The organism is Pseudomonas sp. B7, assembly GCF_016735645.1.
GTDB lineage: Bacteria > Pseudomonadota > Gammaproteobacteria > Pseudomonadales > Pseudomonadaceae > Aquipseudomonas > Aquipseudomonas glycinae.
This window is the reverse complement of sequence record NZ_JAERRE010000002.1, coordinates 706,311-724,633: the sequence shown is the minus strand read 5'-3', so window position 1 is coordinate 724,633 and position 18,323 is coordinate 706,311. Positions and strand designations below refer to the sequence as shown.

Sequence of the window (18,323 nt, the reverse complement as noted above, 5' to 3'; positions counted from 1 at the left end):
CCTTCGAATCTGACGCGCACTGACATACACTGCGCGGCCGTTTTTTTGACCGGAACCGAAAGACCATGAAAGACGCCTCTCCAGCCCGTGCCTGCGGCATCGACTTCGGCACGTCCAACTCCACCGTCGGCTGGCTACGCCCCGGCATGGAAACGATGATCGCGCTGGAAGACGACAAGATCACCCTGCCATCGGTGGTCTTTTTCAATATCGAAGAGCGCCGTCCGGTATACGGCCGTCTGGCGCTGCACGAGTACCTGGAAGGCTACGAAGGCCGGCTGATGCGCTCGCTCAAGAGCCTGCTGGGTTCCAAGCTGATCAAGCACGACACCAGCGTTCTCGGCACCGCAATGCCGTTCAAGGACCTGCTCGGGCTGTTCATCGGCCAGCTCAAGAGCCGCGCTGAAGCCGCCGCTGGTCGTGAGTTCGAGCAAGTGGTGCTGGGCCGTCCGGTGTTCTTCGTCGACGACGATCCGCTGGCCGACCAGGAAGCCGAAGACACCCTGGTGGAAGTGGCGCGCAAACTCGGTTTCAAGGACGTGTCGTTCCAGTACGAGCCGATTGCCGCGGCCTTCGACTACGAGTCGACCATCGAAAAGGAAGAACTGGTGCTGATCGTCGACATCGGCGGTGGTACGTCGGACTTCTCGCTGGTGCGCCTGTCGCCCGAGCGTCGTGGTGTGGATAACCGCCACGACGACATCCTCGCCACCGGCGGCGTGCACATCGGCGGGACCGACTTCGACAAACAGTTGAGCCTGCAAGGCCTGATGCCGCTGTTCGGCTACGGCAGCCGCATGAAAAGCGGCGCGTTCATGCCGACCAGCCACCACATGAACCTGGCGACCTGGCACACCATCAACTCGGTGTACTCGCAGAAATCGACCCTGGCCCTGGGCAGCATGCGCTACGACATCGAAGACACGGGCGGCATCGACCGTCTGTTCAAGCTGATCGAACAGCGCGCCGGCCATTGGCTGGCGATGGAAGTGGAAGAAACCAAGATCCACCTGACCCACAACGACAGCCGCCATGTGCCGCTGGATCGCATCGAGCCGGGCCTGAGCGTGGAACTGACCCGGGCGCTGTTCGAATCGGCGATCGAGTCGCAGCTCGAGCGCGTGCGCGGCAGCGTCACCCAGTTGCTGGCAGACGCCAACGTGGCGGTGGGTCAGGTCGATACGGTGTTCTTCACCGGTGGTTCGAGCGGCATTCCGGCACTGCGCAACAGCGTCTCGGCGATGCTGCCGAACGCGCGGCATGTGGAAGGGAATATTTTTGGCAGCATTGGTAGCGGTCTGGCGATTGAGGCCATGAAACGTTACGGCTCAGTAAACTGACACAGTTGATCGTTCCCACGCTCCGCGCGGGAACGATCATTGCGGCTTCTAAACCATCCCGCCCAGCTTCAGCTCACTCTTCAAATATGCGTAATAAATCGGCCCCGCCACCACTCCCGGCAGGCCGAACGCGGCCTCGAACACCAGCATTGCCAGCAGCAACTCCCAGGACTTGGCACTGATCTGCCCGCCGACGATGCGCGCGTTGAGAAAGTATTCGAGCTTGTGGATAAAGATCAGGTAACCCAACGCCGCAATCGCTACCCAGATCGACAGCGACAGGCCGACGATAGTGATCAGCGTGTTCGACATCAGGTTGCCGATCACCGGTAGCAGACCGAGCAGGAAGGTCAGCACGATCAGGGTCTTGGTCAGCGGCAGCTTGATCCCGAACAGCGGCAGGACCACCGCCAGGAAGATCCCGGTGAAGAAGGTGTTGAGCAGGGAAATCTTGATCTGCGCGAACACAATGTTGCGAAACGCCTGAACCAGCAGGTGCAGACGATCGAACAGTGCGGCCGCCAGCGGCTTGCGCTTGGTGACGTCCGGCACGCGCTGCAAGGCGATGATCGCGCCCAGCACCATGCCGATCAGCAAGGTCACGAACATATGCGCCGCGTCCTTGCCCACCAGTTGCAGTTCGGACAAATGCTTGCTCGCCCATTCACCGATGGCCACCCGGAATTCGGCAGCGCTGGCCGGCAGGTAGGCGTCGATGAACGGCGGCAACTGTCCACGCGCTCGGTCGACCACGCCCATGAATTTGTCGAGGGAAGCGCCAGGGTTTTCCGCCTCATGCAGCAGGAAACTGATGGCGCCAGCGAAGATCAGCGTCAGCACACTCACCACCAGCGTGCCCAGCAGCGCCACCGCCAGCCAGCGCGCGCGGCGGCCTTCGATCAGCCGCTGCAGTTGCGGGGTGAGCATGTTGACCAGTTCGAACACCAGCAACCCGGCCAGCAGACTGGGCAGCAAACGCAATGGCAACACCAGCAACAGACCGCCGAAAATGATGATGCAACTGACCCAGAACACAACATGACGCTCAGAAAACGTTGGCATACAGCCTCAAAACGAACGGCGTAAAAGGATTGGCAGTCTGCCAGCGATCCTTGGGGAGCACTAGGGATATGCGGTGTTTGTAGGTTTGGGGCTCGGCTTGAGAACCACCCCTCACCCTAGCCCTCCCGAAACGTCGGACCGCCCGTAGGGAGAGGGAACTGACCGAGTAGATTTAGAGAACTCCCGTAACCTGAAAGACCTGGTCGATTCCGGATTCAGCGCCGCACGTTCAGGTCGGCGCAAAAACCAGCCATCCCCGAATCGGTCCCCTCTCCCTCTGGGAGAGGGTCAGGGTGAGGGCCTGGATCCCAAGCCGGACACATCTGCCGGTCACCACTCAAACCCGCTTTATTTTTTCTTCAGGCAATCACTCATGAACGTCTTGCGCGCATCACCCGTCAGCGCCTTGGTGGCCGCATCGGCGTTGCAGGTTTTCATTTTCTGTTGCTGCGGGGTCAGGGCCTTGGCGTCGTTGGCCGCCGGAGCTGCCTTGAGGCAGGTGCTCATGAAGGCTTTGCGCTCGTCGCCCTTGAGGCTCTTGGCCGTGGCGTCGGCGTTGCAGGTGGTCATTTTGTTCTGTTGCGCCGTGGCGGCGAAACCCTGGGAGCACAGCAGCAGACCGATCATCAACAAAGGGACACGCAACATCTTCATGGAGTTTTCTCCTTGGCGCCGCCTCGATGGAGGTGGCCTCTGCTGGAGTGTAGTCAAAGCTTGTTACACCTTCCTAGCCTCAAGATGGCTGCGCCGATACTGTTCCGGGGTACATCCGGCCTGCCGGGCAAACATGGCGATGAAGGCCGAACCGCTGCTGTAGCCGAGATCGAAGGCGATTTCCTGCACACTGCGCGAACTTTCCAGCGCCTCGATGGCCGCGAGATACCGCAGGCGCTGACGCCACTCGCCGAAACTCATCCCCAGCTCCCGCACGAATTGCCGGGCCAGGGTGCGCTCGCTGACATGCACCTGCGCCGCCCAATGCGCCAGCGGTTCATTATTGCCAGGTTCGGCCTGCAGGGTTTCGAGAATGGTCAGCAAACCGGGGCTGCTGGCGTAAGGCAAATAGCATTGATGAACCGGGGCCTGGCGCAATTGGTCCACCAGCACCTGGGCCAGGCGCTGGTCGGCTTCGAACGCCGGGATCTTCACATCGCGGGCGGCGAAGTCCTTGAGGATCGCCTTGAGAATGTCGCTGATCGCCAGGGTGCAGGCCTGCGCCGGCAAATCGGAACACACATCCGGCGCCAGGCACACCGCCCGATAATTGACCGGCTGATGACTGTAGAAACTGTGCTCGACCTGCGGCGGCACCCACACCGCGTATTGCGGCGGCGACATGAAGCGGCTGCCATCGACATCCATATGCAGCACGCCGTGGGCCGCGTATTCCAGCGTGCCCCACGGATGGCGATGCGGCGCGGCGTATTCGTGGGCGTTGAAGTCGGCATAGCGGAAATACACCGCTGACGGCAGTTCGCTGAAATCCAGCAGATCGATGTGTTTACTGTTCATGCTGTCCGGAATCAGGGGCGGGTTGTCCGGTTCGCAGTATAGGCCTGCATCCAGACAGGGGATAATCACCGTTCATCAACGTTCTGGTTTCTCCTCCCATGCAATACGCGTTTCCCCTGCTGGCGATTTTCATCTGGGCCGGCAACACCGTGATCAACAAGCTTGCGGTCGGTGCGATCTTCCCCGCCGAGATCGGCTTCTATCGCTGGCTGCTCGCCGGCCTGCTGTTCACGCCGTTCATGCTCAAGAAAGTGATCGCGCACTGGCCGCAGATTCGCCCGAACCTGGGCAAGATTTTCATCCTCGGCGTGCTCGGCATGGCGGTCTATCAGAGCCTGGCCTACTTCGCCGCGACCCTGACCAGCGCCACCAACATGGGCATCATCCTGTCGCTGATGCCGTTGATGTCGCTGGCCATGGCGATCATCAGCCTCGGCCAGCGACTGACTGCCGGTGCGCTGGTCGGTGCGGTGCTGTCGTTCGCCGGTGTGCTGGTGGTGGTGTCGTCCGGCAGCCTCGGCGCTTTGCTGCAACACGGGGTGAACCTGGGTGACGCGATGATGCTGATCGCCACCCTCGCCTATGCGATCTACAGCACCCTGCTGAAAAAATGGCAGCTGCGCCTGCCGCCGCTGGTGTTGCTGTATTTGCAGGTGCTGGTGGCGGTGGTGGTGCTGTTTCCGCTGTACGCCGCGTCGCCGAAAACCGGCCTGACTCTGCAGAACATTCCGCTGGTGTTGTACGCGTGCCTGCTGGCCTCGATGCTCGCGCCGCTGGCCTGGATGCAGGCCGTACAGCGCCTGGGCCCGAGCCGGACCACGCTGTTCTTCAACCTGCTGCCGCTGATCACCGCGCTGATTGCCGCGGTGGTGCTGAAGGAACAACTGGCGTTGTATCACCTGGTCGGTGGCTTGCTGACGCTGGGCGGGGTGATTCTTTCCGAGCGCTGGACCACCGTCCTCGGTCGCTCCCGCACTCCGAGCGCCGCCTAGACCCCGGCGGCTTTCAACCGCGCGGCGTGCTCGACGAACAGCCGCACCGGATCCGCGCCTTTGCCGACCAGTCCCAGCGACTGGTTGACGATGTCGAAGTGATCCATCGGGTAGTCATTGCCGATGACCGTGCCCAGGTGCGAGCTGTAGCGGCCGACCATGCCGTCGCACTGCCCCGGCTCACGCACGAAGGTTTTGGCGAACAACCGGCAACTGCGGTTGGTGCCGTCAAACAGGTTGCCACCACGGTCTGTTTTACCCGGCTGCAAGGTGCCGGACCACGAGTAATACCGCACGCCGTTGACCTCTTCCGGCCCGTGCCCGCCCCAGGTTTGCGGCAGGCCCTGTGGATAACGCTGGTTGAACAGCGCCACGCCTTCAGTGGTCAGGGAATGGTGCGAGGCGTGGATATCGACCGGCAGTTTCGGCCCGTGGTAGCCGGTTTCCAGCAGCGCCATCAGCCAGCCGACAGAGCGTAACAACGCCTCAAGAATGCGACCCTTGGCGCTGTCCGCCGGATAGTATTTCGCCAGATAGTCCGCCAGTTCTGAACCGTGATTGGGCCCGGCCACCGACGTTACCGACGCCACCAGATCCGGACGCTTGGCCGCCGCATATCGCGCCGTCAGCGAGCCCTGGCTATGGCCGAACAGATTGACCTTGGCCGCACCGGTCTCACGCAGGATTTCATCGATGCGCGTCAGCAACTGCTCGCCGCGCACTTCGGTGGAGTTGAGCGGCGACACCTGCACCGCAATCACCGTCGCACCACCCCGGCGCAACGCTTTGATGATCCCGTACCAGTACGGGTACAGCACCAGACGGATGAAACCGAGCATTCCCGGCACCAGCACCAGTGGATAACGTGTGGCCGAATCTTGCGACATGGGCAAACATCCTTGTGGTCGGTAAGTGGATGCAGGGCGTGCAAAACGCCCGCCAAGCATCCGCCTCGATGATGACAACTCCACGACCAGCCTACTTCAGCCCCACCACCCCCGCCACAATCAGCCCCACCGACAGCAACTTCACCAGCGTCAGGCTCTCGCCCAGCAGAGCGAAACCGAGAAACACCGTGCCCAATGAACCGATGGCGGTCCAAATCGGATAGGCGATGCTCACCGGCAACTCGCGCATCGCCAGGGTCAGGAAGTACACCCCGCCCACCGCCGCGACCACGGTGATCAGCGACGGCCAGAGCCGGGTGAAACCCTCGGCGTACTTCATGCCCATGGCGAAGGTGACCTCGAACCCGGCGGCGATCAGCAGAAACAGCCAGGCCACCTAGAACGCCCGGGCCAGGTCGAGCAAGCGCTGCTCGGCCTCGGCCACCGACACCGCGAAGGTGCGCTCGGCGGATTCCTCGCCCTCGGCGGCGACCACCGTGACGTCGTTGATGCCGATGAAGCCAAGCGCGGTGCGCAACCAAGGATCGGCGTGGTTCAGCGCTTCCAGTTCGCCGCCCGGGCCGAAACCGAAGCCGCCGCGACTGGTGACGATCAGCGCTTTTTTGCCGTGCAGCAGCGGCGTGTATTGGGCGATGCCGTTGTCCAGGGTGTGGTCGAACGTCAGGCCCAACCGGACGATCTGATCGACCCAGGCCTTGAGGCCGCTGGGCACGTTGAAGTTGTACATCGGCGTGGAAATCAGCAGCAGGTCGTGATCGAACAGCTCGCCCACCAGTTGATCGCTGAGCGCCAGATCGGCCTGCATCGTCAGCGGTCGTGCTTCGGGCTCCGGGTAAAACGCCGCCGCGACAAACGCCTCATTAACCGCCGGAATCAGCGCCCGCCCGACTTCACGGCGGGTAACCTGCGCCTGGGGATGGCGGACTTGCCAGGCGCTGAGAAAGGTTTCTGCCAGACGCCGCGAATGAGAACGCTCACCGCGTGGACTGGCATGGATCGCAAGAATCTTGCTCATCTGAATCTCCTTGGGACTAGACTTGAGTGACTGTGTGGCGCCAGATTGCAGGCATCACCTCATCGCCTCAAATGAGCAAAAATCAGTCGGGATGAATTGATTTCATCCGTGGAGTTTCCATGTTCGCTTCATTGCCGCTGACCGCCCTGCGCGCGTTCGAATCCGCCTCCCGTCTGCTGAGTTTCAAGGCAGCCGCCGAAGAGCTGGCGGTGACGCCGACGGCGATTTCCCATCAGATCCGCTCGCTGGAGGATTGGCTCGGCGTGGCGCTGTTCGAACGCCTGCCGCGTCAGGTGCGCCTGACCGAGGGCGGCGAGCGGCTGTTCCGCAGCCTGCACGGCGCATTTCTGGAGGTGGCGCAAAGCGTCGACACCCTGCGCCCGCAACGCAGCGGCAGCAGCCTCACGCTGTCGACCACCGCCGCGTTCGCCGCGTTGTGGCTGGTGCCACGGCTGGGGCGGTTTTATGCGAAGCATCCGAACATCAATGTGCGGCTGGACACGCATTGCGAAGTCATCGACCTGCATCAGGACGCCAGCGTCGATCTGGTGCTGCGCTACAGCCTCGACGATTACCCGAACCTCTATGGGTTGTGCCTGTTCGATGAATCGTTCGGCGTATACGGCTCGCCGGAACAGGTGGCGCTGGCCGCCCGCCGCACTCCGGCGCTGATCAGCGTGCATTGGCACAATTCGAAGCTCTACGCCCACGGCTGGGAGGCCTGGTGCGCGCAGTCGGGCGAGAACTGGCTGAATCAGCACCCGGCCGTCCGCGAATACGATGAAGAGCATTACGCCCTGCAAGCGGCCATTGCCGGACAAGGGCTGGTGCTGGCGAGCAACATCCTGGTGTCGCAAAGCGTCGCCAGCGGTCTGCTTGTGCCGTACAAGGGCGAGGTCCAGGTCGATGGCGCCGGTTACAGCGCACTTTGCGTACCGGGTCGCGAGCGGCATCCACCGGTGAAGGCGTTTTTTGCCTGGCTGCGCGAAGAGGCACAGCTTTCCGGGCATGTGCCGCGCTGAATCCGACAAAACTTTTTGCAGCATTCATCACTCACAACCTGGTAACGATCACGTCAGCAGAACGTGACGCCAATCGGATTAGCCTCCAGGAGACTGAAATGAGTGACCTGCAATTGTCTGATGTTCAAACCCTGCGCGAGCGCGCCCGCCAGCACGTGGAAAATGGCGCGGTGACCGAAAGCTACAGCGCCAACCGTGAAGAAGTGCTGCGCCTGCTCAACGAATCGCTGGCCACGGAACTGGTCTGCGTCTTGCGCTACAAGCGCCACTACTTCATGGCCAACGGCCTGAAAGCCAACGTCGCCGCCGACGAGTTCCTCGAGCACGCCACTCAGGAAGCCGAACACGCCGACCGTCTCGCCGAGCGCATCGTGCAACTGGGTGGCGAGCCTGAATTCAACCCTGACCTGCTGTCGAAGATGTCCCACGCGCAATACGTGGCCGGCAACACCTTGAAGGAAATGGTTTACGAAGACCTGGTGGCCGAGCGGATCGCCATCGACAGCTACCGCGAAATCATCCAGTACATCGGTGAAAAGGACCCGACCACGCGCCGGATCTTCGAAGACATCCTGGCTCAGGAGGAAGAGCATGCGGATGACATGGCGGATATTCTGAAAGACCTCTGAGTCCTCCAGATCCAATCGCGGGCAAGCCCGCTCCCACAGGATTTCACTTAACGTGTGGGAGCGGGCTTGCCCGCGATTGCTTTCTTCTAAACGCTACAAAATCATTTGGTCGGTTTGACAGTCGCTGGCGCCTTGCCCGCCTTCATCTGCTCCAGCAACGGCGCGCACTGATTCGGCTCGCCACCACTCGGCGCCACCAGCGCCAGCAGCCCCGCCGCCGGCGCAGCGATCACGCCCAGCGCCACCATCCCCGCCCCGCGCAACATCAACGGCACCGCTTTCACCCCCGCATCCGGCTTGATGAACTTGCCCCGTACATACAACGGCGAGCGCAGGGAAATCAGGCGCCAGCCCTTGGATTCCGGCGTCACCGTCAGATCCAGTTGCTCGGTGGCCATGTTCGCCGTGCCGTCGATGTAGATGATTGCGTTCTCGGTATCGAACACAAACAGTCTTGTCGTCGCCAGACCGGTCTTGATATCGAAGTCCGCCGCCGCGCAATTGATCTTCACTTCCTTGTCGCCAAAGATCTTGCCGACCACGTAGTTGCCGACGTTGAGGCCTGCCAGCTCCATCAACTCACGACTGATCGCGCCGTCGTTGATCAGCATCTTCAGGTTGCCGTTGGCGCCGCCCAGCAACTTGGCCACCGAGTTGCCGCGACCGGCGATGTCGGCATCGCCGTTGAGCTCGCCGAAACTGGTCTTCATCGGTTCGAAGGTCGGGAACAGCTGTTTGAGCTTGAACTTGCGCGCGGTCAGTCTGGCCCGGCCTTCCAGCGGCTCGGTACGTCCGTTGAGCCGAATCTGCGCATCGAGATTGCCGCCGGCCACGCCAAAGCGCAGTGGCTCCAGGCTCAGTTCGCCGTCGTTGAGTTTCAGGTGGGTATAGAGGTCGGTGAACGGCAGTTCTTCGCTGTGGACGATGCGCTTGCCGGTGAATTCGACGTCGGCGTCCATGTCGCGCCAGCGCTCGGTCTTGAACTCTTCCACCGGCAGCACTTTGTCTGCCGGCTGTTTGCTTTCGCCGCCACGGGCCTTCTGCTTGGCATTGGAGTCTGCACCGATCAGCGGTGCGAGGTCGGCGAACAACAGTTGATTGGACAGCAGCGCGCCACTCAGCTTGGGCCGTGGCTGGCTGGCGACATAGGCCAGATCGCCATGAATGTCGCTGCTGCCGATCTTGCCGTTGAACTGTTCGTAGCGGAACTGCGCGCCGTCCGGCTCATGCAGCTTGGCGATCAAGTGACCGTCGGTGGCGTACGGCGGGGTGTCCGGCAGGGTCACGCCGGTCAGCGGATACAGGTTGCCGAGGCTGGCACCCGCCAGTTTCAGGCGCAGATCGAGGGCACCGAGATTCAGCGGATCGGTCAATGTGCCGGCGAGTTCGACGCTGGTATCGCCAATCTTCGCCTGGGCCTGCAACGGGAACGGTTTGCTCGCGTCCTGCAGGGCCAGCAGACCGCCGATCTTGCCCTGACCGGCGAGTTTCTGGCCGTGGTACTGGCCGGTGACTTTCAGGCCGAAGGCGTAATCCTGCGGTGCGCCGCCCTTGTCCTGTGCGGTTTTCGCGGCTTTGTCACCGACGATATCGCTGAACGGAATCGGCTTGCCCAGAGGATCGATCAGCAGATCGAGGTTGGTCTTGAGGGTCTGGTCATCCAGAGTGACGTGGCCCTTGTCGAAGCCAATGGCGCCGATGTCGACCACCCAGTTCGAGGGCTCGGCATTCGGATCCTTGGGATCGAACTTGAAGGTCCAGTTGGCGCGGCCGTCAGCCAGACGCTGCAGTTGCGCGTTGGGTTCGGTCAGGTCGATGCGCGGGATCGCGACCCGTTGCGCCAGCAAGGCCAGTGGCGAAATGCGCAGCTCGACCCGTTTGAGGGTGACCATCTGCGGCTGCTTCGACCAGTCGGGATTGCCCAGTGTCAGGTCTTCGGCCACCACATGCGGCCACGGCACCCAGGCGCGCCAGCCGCCCTCGTCGAGCTCACGCCGCCAGACCACCGACAGGTTGCCGTTGATGGCGAACGGTCGGTGCAATTCTTCCGAGACTTTGGCGTTGAGCGGCGGCTTGATCCGGTTCCAGTCGAAAAACACGATGATCAGAACCAACACCGCCAGAAGCAGCACGAGGGTGGCGAAGGTCCAGACGAAGATTTTACGCGTGCGCGTCATTGCACAAAGCTCCTGAAGACGACTGCATCCATTGGCACGACGCAGCTGAAACGACGGGCCGCGATGGCCCTCATGAAATCTGTGACTGACAAACAGCCCGCAGGTTTAATCCAAAGCCCCATCGAGGGGGAAAAACGGTCGCCATTCTGACCGATCGGTCGAGTTGGCGTTACCGGGCCCGCACATTTGCGGAGCGCAAGTGGGTGGAAAATACCCACTCCAGTGCAAAACCGCCCGCCTGAAACGCCCGAGCTAGAGCCTCCCGAGCGAACAATCAATTCTGTTGATTATTACCATTGTGTTTATGAACTTTTATATCGACTTATCGAGAGTAGCATTGCCCTCGTACCCACTTTATCGCCCTCCCAAGGAGCAACCCATCATGAAACGCCAACTTCTGTTCAGTCTTACCCTCTCGATGCTGGCCAGCACCGCTTTCGCCCTGCCAGCTGCCGATCAAGCCACTCCGCAAGTCAAAACCAGCCACTCGGTGTTCAGCCAGACTGTTGCCGCTGATGGCTCGGACCGCACTCCACAAGGCCAGACCCTGGCTGAAAACGGTCGTAACCGCCTGGAAGAAAAAGGTCTGGTTCAAGATGGCTATGACAAAACCCCACAAGGTCAAACCGTAGCTGAAGGCGGCCGTGATCGTCTGGAAGAAAAAGGTCTGGTGCAAGACGGTTCGGATCGCACTCCACAAGGTCAAACCCTGGCATCTGACGGTGGCGACCGCACCCCACAAGGCCAGACCCTCGCTGCTGACGGTTACGACAAAACCCCACAAGGTCAAACCCTGGCCGAAGGTGGTGGTGACCGTGTAATCGAACGCAACAGCGCTTTGAGCTAAGCCCATGGCGGCCTGGAAAAAAAGCCCAATCCCCGGATTGGGCTTTTGACTTTTCATAAGCCGGTATAAAGAAGTCGCGATTTCCCTGCTCCATCTCCCCCGCTGCCGTTCGACGCCGACAAAGCCGATTTGCTAGAGTGCGGCGCTTGTCTTGCCTAAGAACACACCCTTGCGATGCTGCCCCGCGCCGAACAGAAACAACAGACCCGCAACGCCCTGATGGACGCTGCCCGCCACTTGATGGAAAGCGGCCGAGGATTCGGCAGCCTGAGCCTGCGTGAAGTGACAAAAACCGCCGGCATCGTGCCCACCGGTTTCTACCGGCATTTCGCCGACATGGACGAACTCGGCCTGGTACTGGTCAGCGAAGTCGGCCAGACCTTCCGCGAAACCATCCGCCTGGTGCGCCACAACGAATTCGTCATGGGCGGGATCATCGATGCGTCGGTGCGGATCTTCCTCGACGTGGTCAGCGCCAACCGTTCGCAATTTCTGTTTCTGGCCCGCGAGCAGTACGGCGGATCGTTGCCGGTGCGTCAGGCCATTGGCCGCTTGCGTGAGGACATCAGCTCCGACCTGGCGGCGGACTTGGCCCTGATGCCCAAACTTCAGCACCTCAATCGCGAGGGTCTGAGCGTGATGGCCGACCTGATCGTCAAATCGGTGTTCGCCACCCTGCCGGACATCATCGACCCGCCCGCCGAAGCTCTGCCGGAGCATCTGACGCCACAGGCGAAGATCACCCAGCAGTTGCGCTTCATCTTTATCGGGTTGAAGCACTGGCAAGGGCTCGGCAGTACCGAGTGAGAAAGCAAAAAAAGTCGCAGCCTGGAGCTGCGATTTTTTTTGCGCCGCAAATTGGTGCATGTAAAAAACTTCATGCACCAAAACGCCCCACAATCCTGCAACATCTTGAAACATCCACTAGGCTCCGACAGGGATTTCCTACGTCTTGTCCGATTGGCAAGCCCCTTGCTCTAGCCTGAGCATTGTCCACTGCTGGAAGCTTTCCGATGCTGGTGATTCATCGCAGAATCGAGCCCCACCCCGTCTGGGCCGCCGAGTTGCACCTGACCTTTGAAGCCAGGAGCAAAAGCCGCTTGCGCTGTTTCAGTGCCGAAGGCGAGGACGTCGGGCTGTTTCTGGAGCGCGGTCGGCCGCCGCTGTATGACGGCGAGTGCCTGCAAGCCGAAGATGGCCGGATCGTCCGGGTCTGTGCCCGCCCTGAACAATTGCTGCACGTCACCTGCGCCAACGCCTTTGAACTGACCCGCGCGGCCTATCACTTGGGCAATCGCCACGTCGCGCTGCAAGTCGGTGACGGCTGGCTGCGGCTGCTCGACGATTACGTGCTCAAGGCGATGCTTGAACAACTGGGTGCGCAGGTCGAATCGATCGAAGCCCCGTTCCAGCCGGAACACGGCGCCTACGGTGGCGGCCATCATCATTCGCGGCACGGTGACGAAGACTTCAACTACGCGCCGAAACTCCATCAGTTCGGCGTCCGTTTGTGAACCCGGCCTGGGCGCTGCTGCGCCTGGCCAGTCCGCAATTGCCGATTGGCGGCTACAGCTATTCCCAGGGCCTGGAAATGGCTGTGGATAACGGCCGTGTCGACAGCCCGGACAGCGCCCGCCGCTGGATCAGCGATCAATTGCTGCTCAACCTCGCGCGGTTTGAAGCGCCCCTGCTGCTCGCCCATTGCCAGGCCGCCGCGGACGAACACTGGGATGAATTGCGCAAGCTCTGCGAAAGCCACCGCGCCAGCCGCGAAACCCGCGAGCTGCATCTGGAGAGCCGGCAGATGGGCTACTCGTTGCAGCAATTGCTCAACGGCCTGCCCGAACTCGATCAGCCAGCGCGGGATTTTCTCGAACATTGCGCCGAGCCGCACCTGGCCCTGTGCTGGGCTCTGGCCGCGCGCGCCTGGCAGATCACCCCGCAGGACGCCCTCGCCGCGTGGCTGTGGAGCTGGCTGGAAAACCAGCTCGCGGTGCTGATGAAAACCCTGCCGCTGGGCCAGCAAGCCGCCCAGCGCCTGACCAGCGAACTGCTGCCGCTACTGCAACAGGCCCAGCAGGACGCCACCCGAATCAATCCCGAACACCTCGGCAGCGCCGCGTTCGGTCTGTCCCTGGCGTGCATGGCCCATGAGCGCCAGTACAGCCGCCTGTTCCGTTCCTAGGGCCTTTTATCAGGAGAATCACATGAACACACAACCCCTGCGCGTCGGCATCGGCGGCCCGGTCGGTTCCGGCAAGACCGCGTTGACCCTGGCCCTGTGCCTGGCCCTGCGCGAGCGTTACAACCTGGCGGTGGTCACCAACGACATCTACACCCGCGAAGACGCCGACTTCCTGGTGCGCAACGAGGCCCTGGCACCGGAGCGCATCATCGGCGTGGAAACCGGTGGCTGCCCGCACACCGCGATTCGGGAGGACGCCTCGATCAACCTCGAAGCGGTGGATCAGCTGAACCGGCGTTTTCCGGGGCTGGACCTGATTCTGGTGGAATCCGGCGGCGACAACCTGTCCGCGACCTTCAGCCCGGAACTGTCCGACCTGACCATCTACGTGATCGACGTGTCGGCCGGCGACAAACTCCCACGCAAGGGCGGGCCCGGCATTTGCAAATCCGACCTGCTGGTGATCAACAAGATCGACCTCGCACCGCTGGTCGGCGCCTCGCTGGAGATGATGAACAGCGACACCCAGCGCATGCGCAACGGCAAGCCGTTCGTGTTCAGCAATCAGAAAACCGGGCAAGGCCTGGAAGAAATCATCGCCTTCATCGAACGCCAGGGCCTGCTGACTGCAGCCTGATTCACTGATCAACAAGGAAGCTTATCCATGACACTCAAACGCATTCTCGGCGCCGTCGCGCTGCTGCTGACCCCGGCCCTGGCCTTCGCTCACCCCGGCCACGGCGACTCTGGCCTGGTGGCCGGCATCAGCCACCCGATCGGTGGCCTCGACCATTTGCTGGCGATGGTGGCCGTCGGTCTGTGGGCCGCGCAGCAGCAAGGCGCCGCGCGCTTGGCGCTGCCGTGCACCTTTGTCGGCACCATGCTGATCGGCGGTTTGCTCGGCTTTGAAGGGCTGGAGCTGCCGGCGCTGGAAAGCGGGATTGCCGCCTCGGTGCTGGCGCTGGGCCTGGCGGTGGCACTGGCGGTGCGTCCGCCGCTGGTGATGGCGGTAACGGCGACGGCGATGTTTGCACTGTTCCATGGCGTGGCCCATGGCCTGGAGCTGCCGGACATGTCGAGTCCATGGGCGTATGCCGCCGGTTTCGTGGTCGCAACGGCTGCGCTGCATGCGGCGGGTTATGCGGTCGTGCGTTTTCTGCCTCAGGCGGCCGCGCCGCTGGTGCGATTGGCCGGCGCCGCTTCGGCGGTGACGGGCGCGTGGTTGCTGGCCGGCTGAATTGCACCTCTGATCGTTCCCGCGTATGGCGCGGGAACGATCGATCGCCACTCTCTGCTACCATGTCGCGCAATCGCCCCTGCCGTGACGACGTCCGCCCATGCCCCACGCCTCCCGCTCCACCTCCCTGCCTGAACTGACCGCCCTGTTCGGTGAAGTGCAACAGCACTTTCTCGACGTGATCGTGCCCCTCTGGCAAGGGCCGGGCTGGAACGCCGACATGGCGTTGCCTTATGAGGCGCTGGACGCTGCACATCAGCCGCTGCCACCACAGCGCTACCGGGCGATGGCCTGCGCACGGCAGCTGTACTTGTTCTCAAGCCTGATCGGGGTTGTGGATAACGCCGAAGTCCGCGCGGCTGCGTTGTTCCGTTCCCTGCAACGGCACTTCCACGATGCCGAGCACGGCGGCTGGTTCTACAGCATCGATCCGCAGGGCAAACCGCTGGATAAGCGCAAGGATCTCTACACCCACGCCTTCATCCTGTTTGCCTGCGCGCATTACTGGGAAAAGTCCCGCGAGCCCTTGGTCGAATCGACCCTGAATGCCGCGCTGGAAGTCATCGGCCGACGTTTCGCCACCGGTGACGGCCTCTACGAAGCCTGCCTCGACCGCGACTGGATCACGCTGGAAACCGGCCCGCTGCAAAACCCATTGATGCACTTGGCCGAAGCGTTCCTGGCCACTCTGGCCGTGCGCGAAGATGCACAGGTCAAGCAAGCGCTGAGCGAGTTATGCACAGCCATGCACAAGCGTTTCGTCGATCCTCAGGCCGGTGTGCTGATGGAAAAACCGCTGGGTGCTGTGGATAACTGGTATGAGCCGGGCCACCAGTTCGAGTGGTATTTCCTGCTGGAATCCTCGCCCCTGCTGCGCGGCTCGAAACTGCATGCCGCGCTGGACCGGGCCTTTGCGTTCACCGAGCAGTACGGCGTGGTGCAGCCGTCCGGCGCGGTGCGGGCCATGCTCGATCTGAATATGGGCGGGCGTCCGAAGGATTCGACCCAACGCATCTGGGCCCAGGCCGAATACCTGCGCGCGCTGACGCTGCGTCCGGACAGCGAAGCCGCCGTGCTGCGCCAGTTGCAGGCGTTGCAGCAGCGCTTCCTGCATGCCGGTGGCTGGCATGAATGCCGCGACGAACAGGGCGAGGTCAGCCGCAAGGACATGCCGTCGACCACGCCGTATCACTTGGCGACCTGCTCCCGCGGCCTCGCCGACTATCTGAGCTGACAGCCGTGGCGCGGGAGGCGACTCCCTCGCCACGCAACATCAGGCAATCCACTTCCTGTCGCCGGTGAAGCTGATGGTCAGCCAGCGCGCCGCATCCGGTTTGCCCAGCTTCGCGGAAATCTCCTCACGCAGCACATCCAGCTGACCGACGCTCTGCAGCCGGTAATTCGCCGGCAACACCACATGAATTTCGATGAACCGCGCCCGCCCGTGCTTCTGCACGTAGGACACGTAGTCGTCGAAACCATGCTCGACCTTGGCCGCATCCATCACCTGGCGCACCTGATCGTCCAGCGTGTCCGGCGCAATACCGAGTACGTCCCGCAGCGCCGGGCCGAGGATCTTGAAGGCCGGCGGCAGCATGGTCAGGGCCAGCACGATGAGAATCAGCGGGTCGACAAATTTCGCCCACTCGCCATAGCCCTGGGACTTGAGCAGCAGCGCCGCGAGAAAACTGATCAACAGGCCCACCGACAGCATCGCGTCTACAAGCCAGCTGATGTTGTCGAACTGGATAAGGCTCGACTTGAACTTGCGATTACGGTGGCGCACGTAGAAGAAGTAGGCGAACTCGACAACGGTGAACACCGCCGCGTAAATGATCACCAGCCCCAGCTCGATTTCACGACCGCCGTTGATGATGCCGAACACACCGTTGAGAAACGCGTAGATCGCGATCAGCAACAGAAAACTGCCCTCGATCAACAGCACCATCGGCTCCAGATGCCAGAAACCGAACTGGAAACGCTGGTTGCTTTGCTTGGCGATCAGCTTCGCGGTGATCAGCATCAGGACTTTGATGAACGTTGCAATCAACGAAAAAAAACCATCGAACAGGATGGACTGGGAACCCGAAACAAAACCGGTGGCGATCCCGGCGATCGACACGGCGAACATCAGGATGGTCGATTGTTTGAGCAGCGACTGCTCACCTCGGTTACTCACTTTGACTCCTCGAAAAACCTTGAAAACCGCTGGGTGCGGCGGGTTGTTGAGGAGTGAGTCTACCTTACTGCCAGATTTTGGCCGATTTGCCCTCTTTGCCAGCCCACTGACAAAGAGGGCAAAACCGTATCAAGCCTTGTTGCGCTCGATGGCAAAACCGGCCCAGGTCTGGCTCACCGGCATCAGTTCCAGGCTGTTGATGTTGATGTGCGCCGGCGCGTTCAGCACCCAGAAGATGGTCTCGGCGATGTCCTGCGGCTGGATCGGCTCGGCACCGGCGTAGGTGGCGTCGTAACGCGCCTGATCGCCGGCGAAACGCACCAGCGAGAACTCACTCTCGCACAGGCCCGGCTCGATGTTGCTGACGCGCACGCCAGTGCCCTGCAGGTCGCAGCGCAGGTTCAGCGAGAACTGTTTGACGAACGCCTTGGTCGCGCCGTAAACGTGGCTGCCCGGGTACGGGTAGTTACCGGCGATGGAACCGAGGTTGATGATACCGGCGCCGCGACCGTGGGCGATCAGGCGCGGCAGCAACAGGCGAGTGCTGTACATCAGGCCTTTGACGTTGGTGTCGACCATGGTGTCCCAATCATCGAGGTCGCACTTCGGTGCAGGGTCCACGCCCAGCGCCAGGCCGGCGTTGTTGATCAGGCCGCGCAGCTTGGCGAACGATGGCGGCAGGTTGGCAATCGCCTCCTCCATCGCCTTGCGATCACGCACGTCCAGCACCAGACCATGCACTTCGGTCTGCTTCGACAGCTCGGCGCACAGCGCGTTGAGGCGTTCTTCACGACGACCGGTCAGCACCAGTTTCCAGCCGGCCTCGGCAAAACGACGGGCACAGGCTTCACCAAAACCGGAGGTCGCGCCGGTGATAAACAGGGTGTTGGACATCGTGTTCTCCTTGCTTCGGCCGCCGGGGCGGCCATTGGAATAGAAAATCAGCGGGCAGCATGCCCGGCCCTGCTTTAACCGGCAACCACCGAATCCTGCTCATTAATTGATCAACGGCCGCTACACCCTATGCGCCGTGGCCTGTAGCCATGTGCACGCACGTTATCCACAAGCCCTTCCACAGTTTTCGGGGGCAAGTGGAAAAGCGCAAAGCCGCGCCACACAAGGCTTTGCGAGCGATTCAGAAAGTTTTTTGCTTGACCCTGAACAACCAGTTGTGCCGGGCAGGGCATTTTGCACGACCGACCGGTCATGGCCATGATT

The 18,323-nt window shown here is 61.8% G+C and carries 19 protein-coding genes and 1 pseudogene; 11 read left to right on the top strand and 9 right to left on the bottom strand.

Going from position 1 to position 18,323, the window contains the following annotated elements; translation table 11 throughout:
* Positions 1 to 65: 65 nt before the first annotated feature.
* Positions 66 to 1,340: an Hsp70 family protein gene (locus tag JKA62_RS08125; RefSeq protein WP_011332226.1), complete on the top strand. Its 1,275-nt coding sequence runs from the start codon at positions 66 to 68 to the stop codon at positions 1,338 to 1,340.
* Between the two features lie 48 nt (positions 1,341 to 1,388).
* Here JKA62_RS08125 and JKA62_RS08120 read toward each other — a convergent pair whose 3' ends face one another.
* The 3 genes from JKA62_RS08120 to JKA62_RS08110 form a co-directional block, all read right to left on the bottom strand.
* Positions 1,389 to 2,402 (bottom strand): AI-2E family transporter, encoded by a 1,014-nt coding sequence (locus JKA62_RS08120; RefSeq protein WP_011332225.1) that lies wholly within the window; start codon positions 2,400 to 2,402, stop codon positions 1,389 to 1,391.
* 348 nt (positions 2,403 to 2,750) lie between these two features.
* Positions 2,751 to 3,056 carry a PsiF family protein gene (locus JKA62_RS08115; protein ID WP_011332224.1) on the bottom strand — a complete coding sequence of 102 codons (306 nt, stop codon included), beginning with the start codon at positions 3,054 to 3,056 and terminating at the stop codon, positions 2,751 to 2,753.
* 63 nt (positions 3,057 to 3,119) lie between these two features.
* Complete coding sequence (locus tag JKA62_RS08110) at positions 3,120 to 3,914, bottom strand: AraC family transcriptional regulator (RefSeq protein ID WP_201817252.1); 795 nt, start codon at positions 3,912 to 3,914, stop codon at positions 3,120 to 3,122.
* A gap of 98 nt (positions 3,915 to 4,012) precedes the next feature.
* On the opposite strand from JKA62_RS08110, the gene JKA62_RS08105 reads away from it, so the two are divergent.
* Entirely contained in the window at positions 4,013 to 4,906 is an 894-nt protein-coding gene (locus tag JKA62_RS08105; protein ID WP_201817249.1) for a DMT family transporter, read from the top strand.
* Here JKA62_RS08105 and JKA62_RS08100 read toward each other — a convergent pair.
* The 3 genes from JKA62_RS08100 to JKA62_RS08090 all read right to left on the bottom strand — a co-directional run bounded on the left by JKA62_RS08100 (position 4,903) and on the right by JKA62_RS08090 (position 6,829).
* Positions 4,903 to 5,793: an esterase/lipase family protein gene (locus tag JKA62_RS08100; protein WP_201817246.1), complete on the bottom strand. Its 891-nt coding sequence runs from the start codon at positions 5,791 to 5,793 to the stop codon at positions 4,903 to 4,905. The genes JKA62_RS08105 and JKA62_RS08100 overlap by 4 nt on opposite strands.
* Before the next feature lie 91 nt (positions 5,794 to 5,884).
* Complete coding sequence (locus JKA62_RS08095) at positions 5,885 to 6,190, bottom strand: DMT family transporter (RefSeq protein WP_011332220.1); 306 nt, start codon at positions 6,188 to 6,190, stop codon at positions 5,885 to 5,887.
* Positions 6,191 to 6,829: an FMN-dependent NADH-azoreductase gene (locus tag JKA62_RS08090; RefSeq protein WP_011332219.1), complete on the bottom strand. Its 639-nt coding sequence runs from the start codon at positions 6,827 to 6,829 to the stop codon at positions 6,191 to 6,193.
* Positions 6,830 to 6,948: 119 nt separating this feature from the next.
* On the opposite strand from JKA62_RS08090, the pseudogene JKA62_RS08085 reads away from it, so the two are divergent.
* Both JKA62_RS08085 and JKA62_RS08080 read left to right on the top strand, forming a co-directional pair.
* Positions 6,949 to 7,918: pseudogene (locus JKA62_RS08085) on the top strand (LysR substrate-binding domain-containing protein).
* Positions 7,919 to 7,949: 31 nt separating this feature from the next.
* The gene (locus JKA62_RS08080) at positions 7,950 to 8,480 is read left to right on the top strand and encodes a ferritin-like domain-containing protein (protein ID WP_011332217.1); all 531 of its coding nucleotides are present in this window, start codon (positions 7,950 to 7,952) and stop codon (positions 8,478 to 8,480) included.
* 101 nt (positions 8,481 to 8,581) lie between these two features.
* Here the strand turns inward: JKA62_RS08080 and JKA62_RS08075 are convergent, their stop codons facing one another.
* Positions 8,582 to 10,657, bottom strand: a complete 2,076-nt coding sequence (locus tag JKA62_RS08075) for an AsmA family protein (protein WP_201817243.1) — start codon at positions 10,655 to 10,657, stop codon at positions 8,582 to 8,584.
* Positions 10,658 to 11,039: 382 nt separating this feature from the next.
* Here JKA62_RS08075 and JKA62_RS08070 point away from each other — a divergent pair, with 382 nt between their 5' ends.
* From JKA62_RS08070 to JKA62_RS08040, 7 genes are all read left to right on the top strand, one after another.
* Positions 11,040 to 11,504 carry a hypothetical protein gene (locus tag JKA62_RS08070; protein WP_011332215.1) on the top strand — a complete coding sequence of 155 codons (465 nt, stop codon included), beginning with the start codon at positions 11,040 to 11,042 and terminating at the stop codon, positions 11,502 to 11,504.
* A 174-nt stretch (positions 11,505 to 11,678) separates the two neighbouring features.
* The gene (locus JKA62_RS08065; RefSeq protein ID WP_007950628.1) at positions 11,679 to 12,311 is read left to right on the top strand and encodes a TetR family transcriptional regulator; all 633 of its coding nucleotides are present in this window, start codon (positions 11,679 to 11,681) and stop codon (positions 12,309 to 12,311) included.
* A 206-nt stretch (positions 12,312 to 12,517) separates the two neighbouring features.
* The gene (gene ureE, locus JKA62_RS08060; protein WP_201817240.1) at positions 12,518 to 13,018 is read left to right on the top strand and encodes an urease accessory protein UreE; all 501 of its coding nucleotides are present in this window, start codon (positions 12,518 to 12,520) and stop codon (positions 13,016 to 13,018) included.
* On the top strand, positions 13,015 to 13,689 hold the full coding sequence (locus JKA62_RS08055) for an urease accessory protein UreF (protein ID WP_201817238.1): 675 nt from the start codon (positions 13,015 to 13,017) through the stop codon (positions 13,687 to 13,689). The genes ureE and JKA62_RS08055 overlap by 4 nt, the downstream gene beginning before the upstream one ends.
* Positions 13,690 to 13,711: 22 nt before the next feature.
* The gene (gene ureG, locus JKA62_RS08050) at positions 13,712 to 14,326 is read left to right on the top strand and encodes an urease accessory protein UreG (RefSeq protein WP_008001031.1); all 615 of its coding nucleotides are present in this window, start codon (positions 13,712 to 13,714) and stop codon (positions 14,324 to 14,326) included.
* A 27-nt stretch (positions 14,327 to 14,353) separates the two neighbouring features.
* On the top strand, positions 14,354 to 14,926 hold the full coding sequence (locus JKA62_RS08045; RefSeq protein WP_201817237.1) for a HupE/UreJ family protein: 573 nt from the start codon (positions 14,354 to 14,356) through the stop codon (positions 14,924 to 14,926).
* Positions 14,927 to 15,026: 100 nt separating this feature from the next.
* The gene (locus tag JKA62_RS08040; protein ID WP_201817236.1) at positions 15,027 to 16,160 is read left to right on the top strand and encodes an AGE family epimerase/isomerase; all 1,134 of its coding nucleotides are present in this window, start codon (positions 15,027 to 15,029) and stop codon (positions 16,158 to 16,160) included.
* Between the two features lie 39 nt (positions 16,161 to 16,199).
* Here the strand turns inward: JKA62_RS08040 and JKA62_RS08035 are convergent, their stop codons facing one another.
* Entirely contained in the window at positions 16,200 to 17,105 is a 906-nt protein-coding gene (locus tag JKA62_RS08035) for a cation diffusion facilitator family transporter (protein ID WP_011332210.1), read from the bottom strand.
* 129 nt (positions 17,106 to 17,234) lie between these two features.
* On the bottom strand, positions 17,235 to 17,999 hold the full coding sequence (locus JKA62_RS08030; RefSeq protein ID WP_011332209.1) for an SDR family oxidoreductase: 765 nt from the start codon (positions 17,997 to 17,999) through the stop codon (positions 17,235 to 17,237).
* Positions 18,000 to 18,323: the final 324 nt, after the last annotated feature.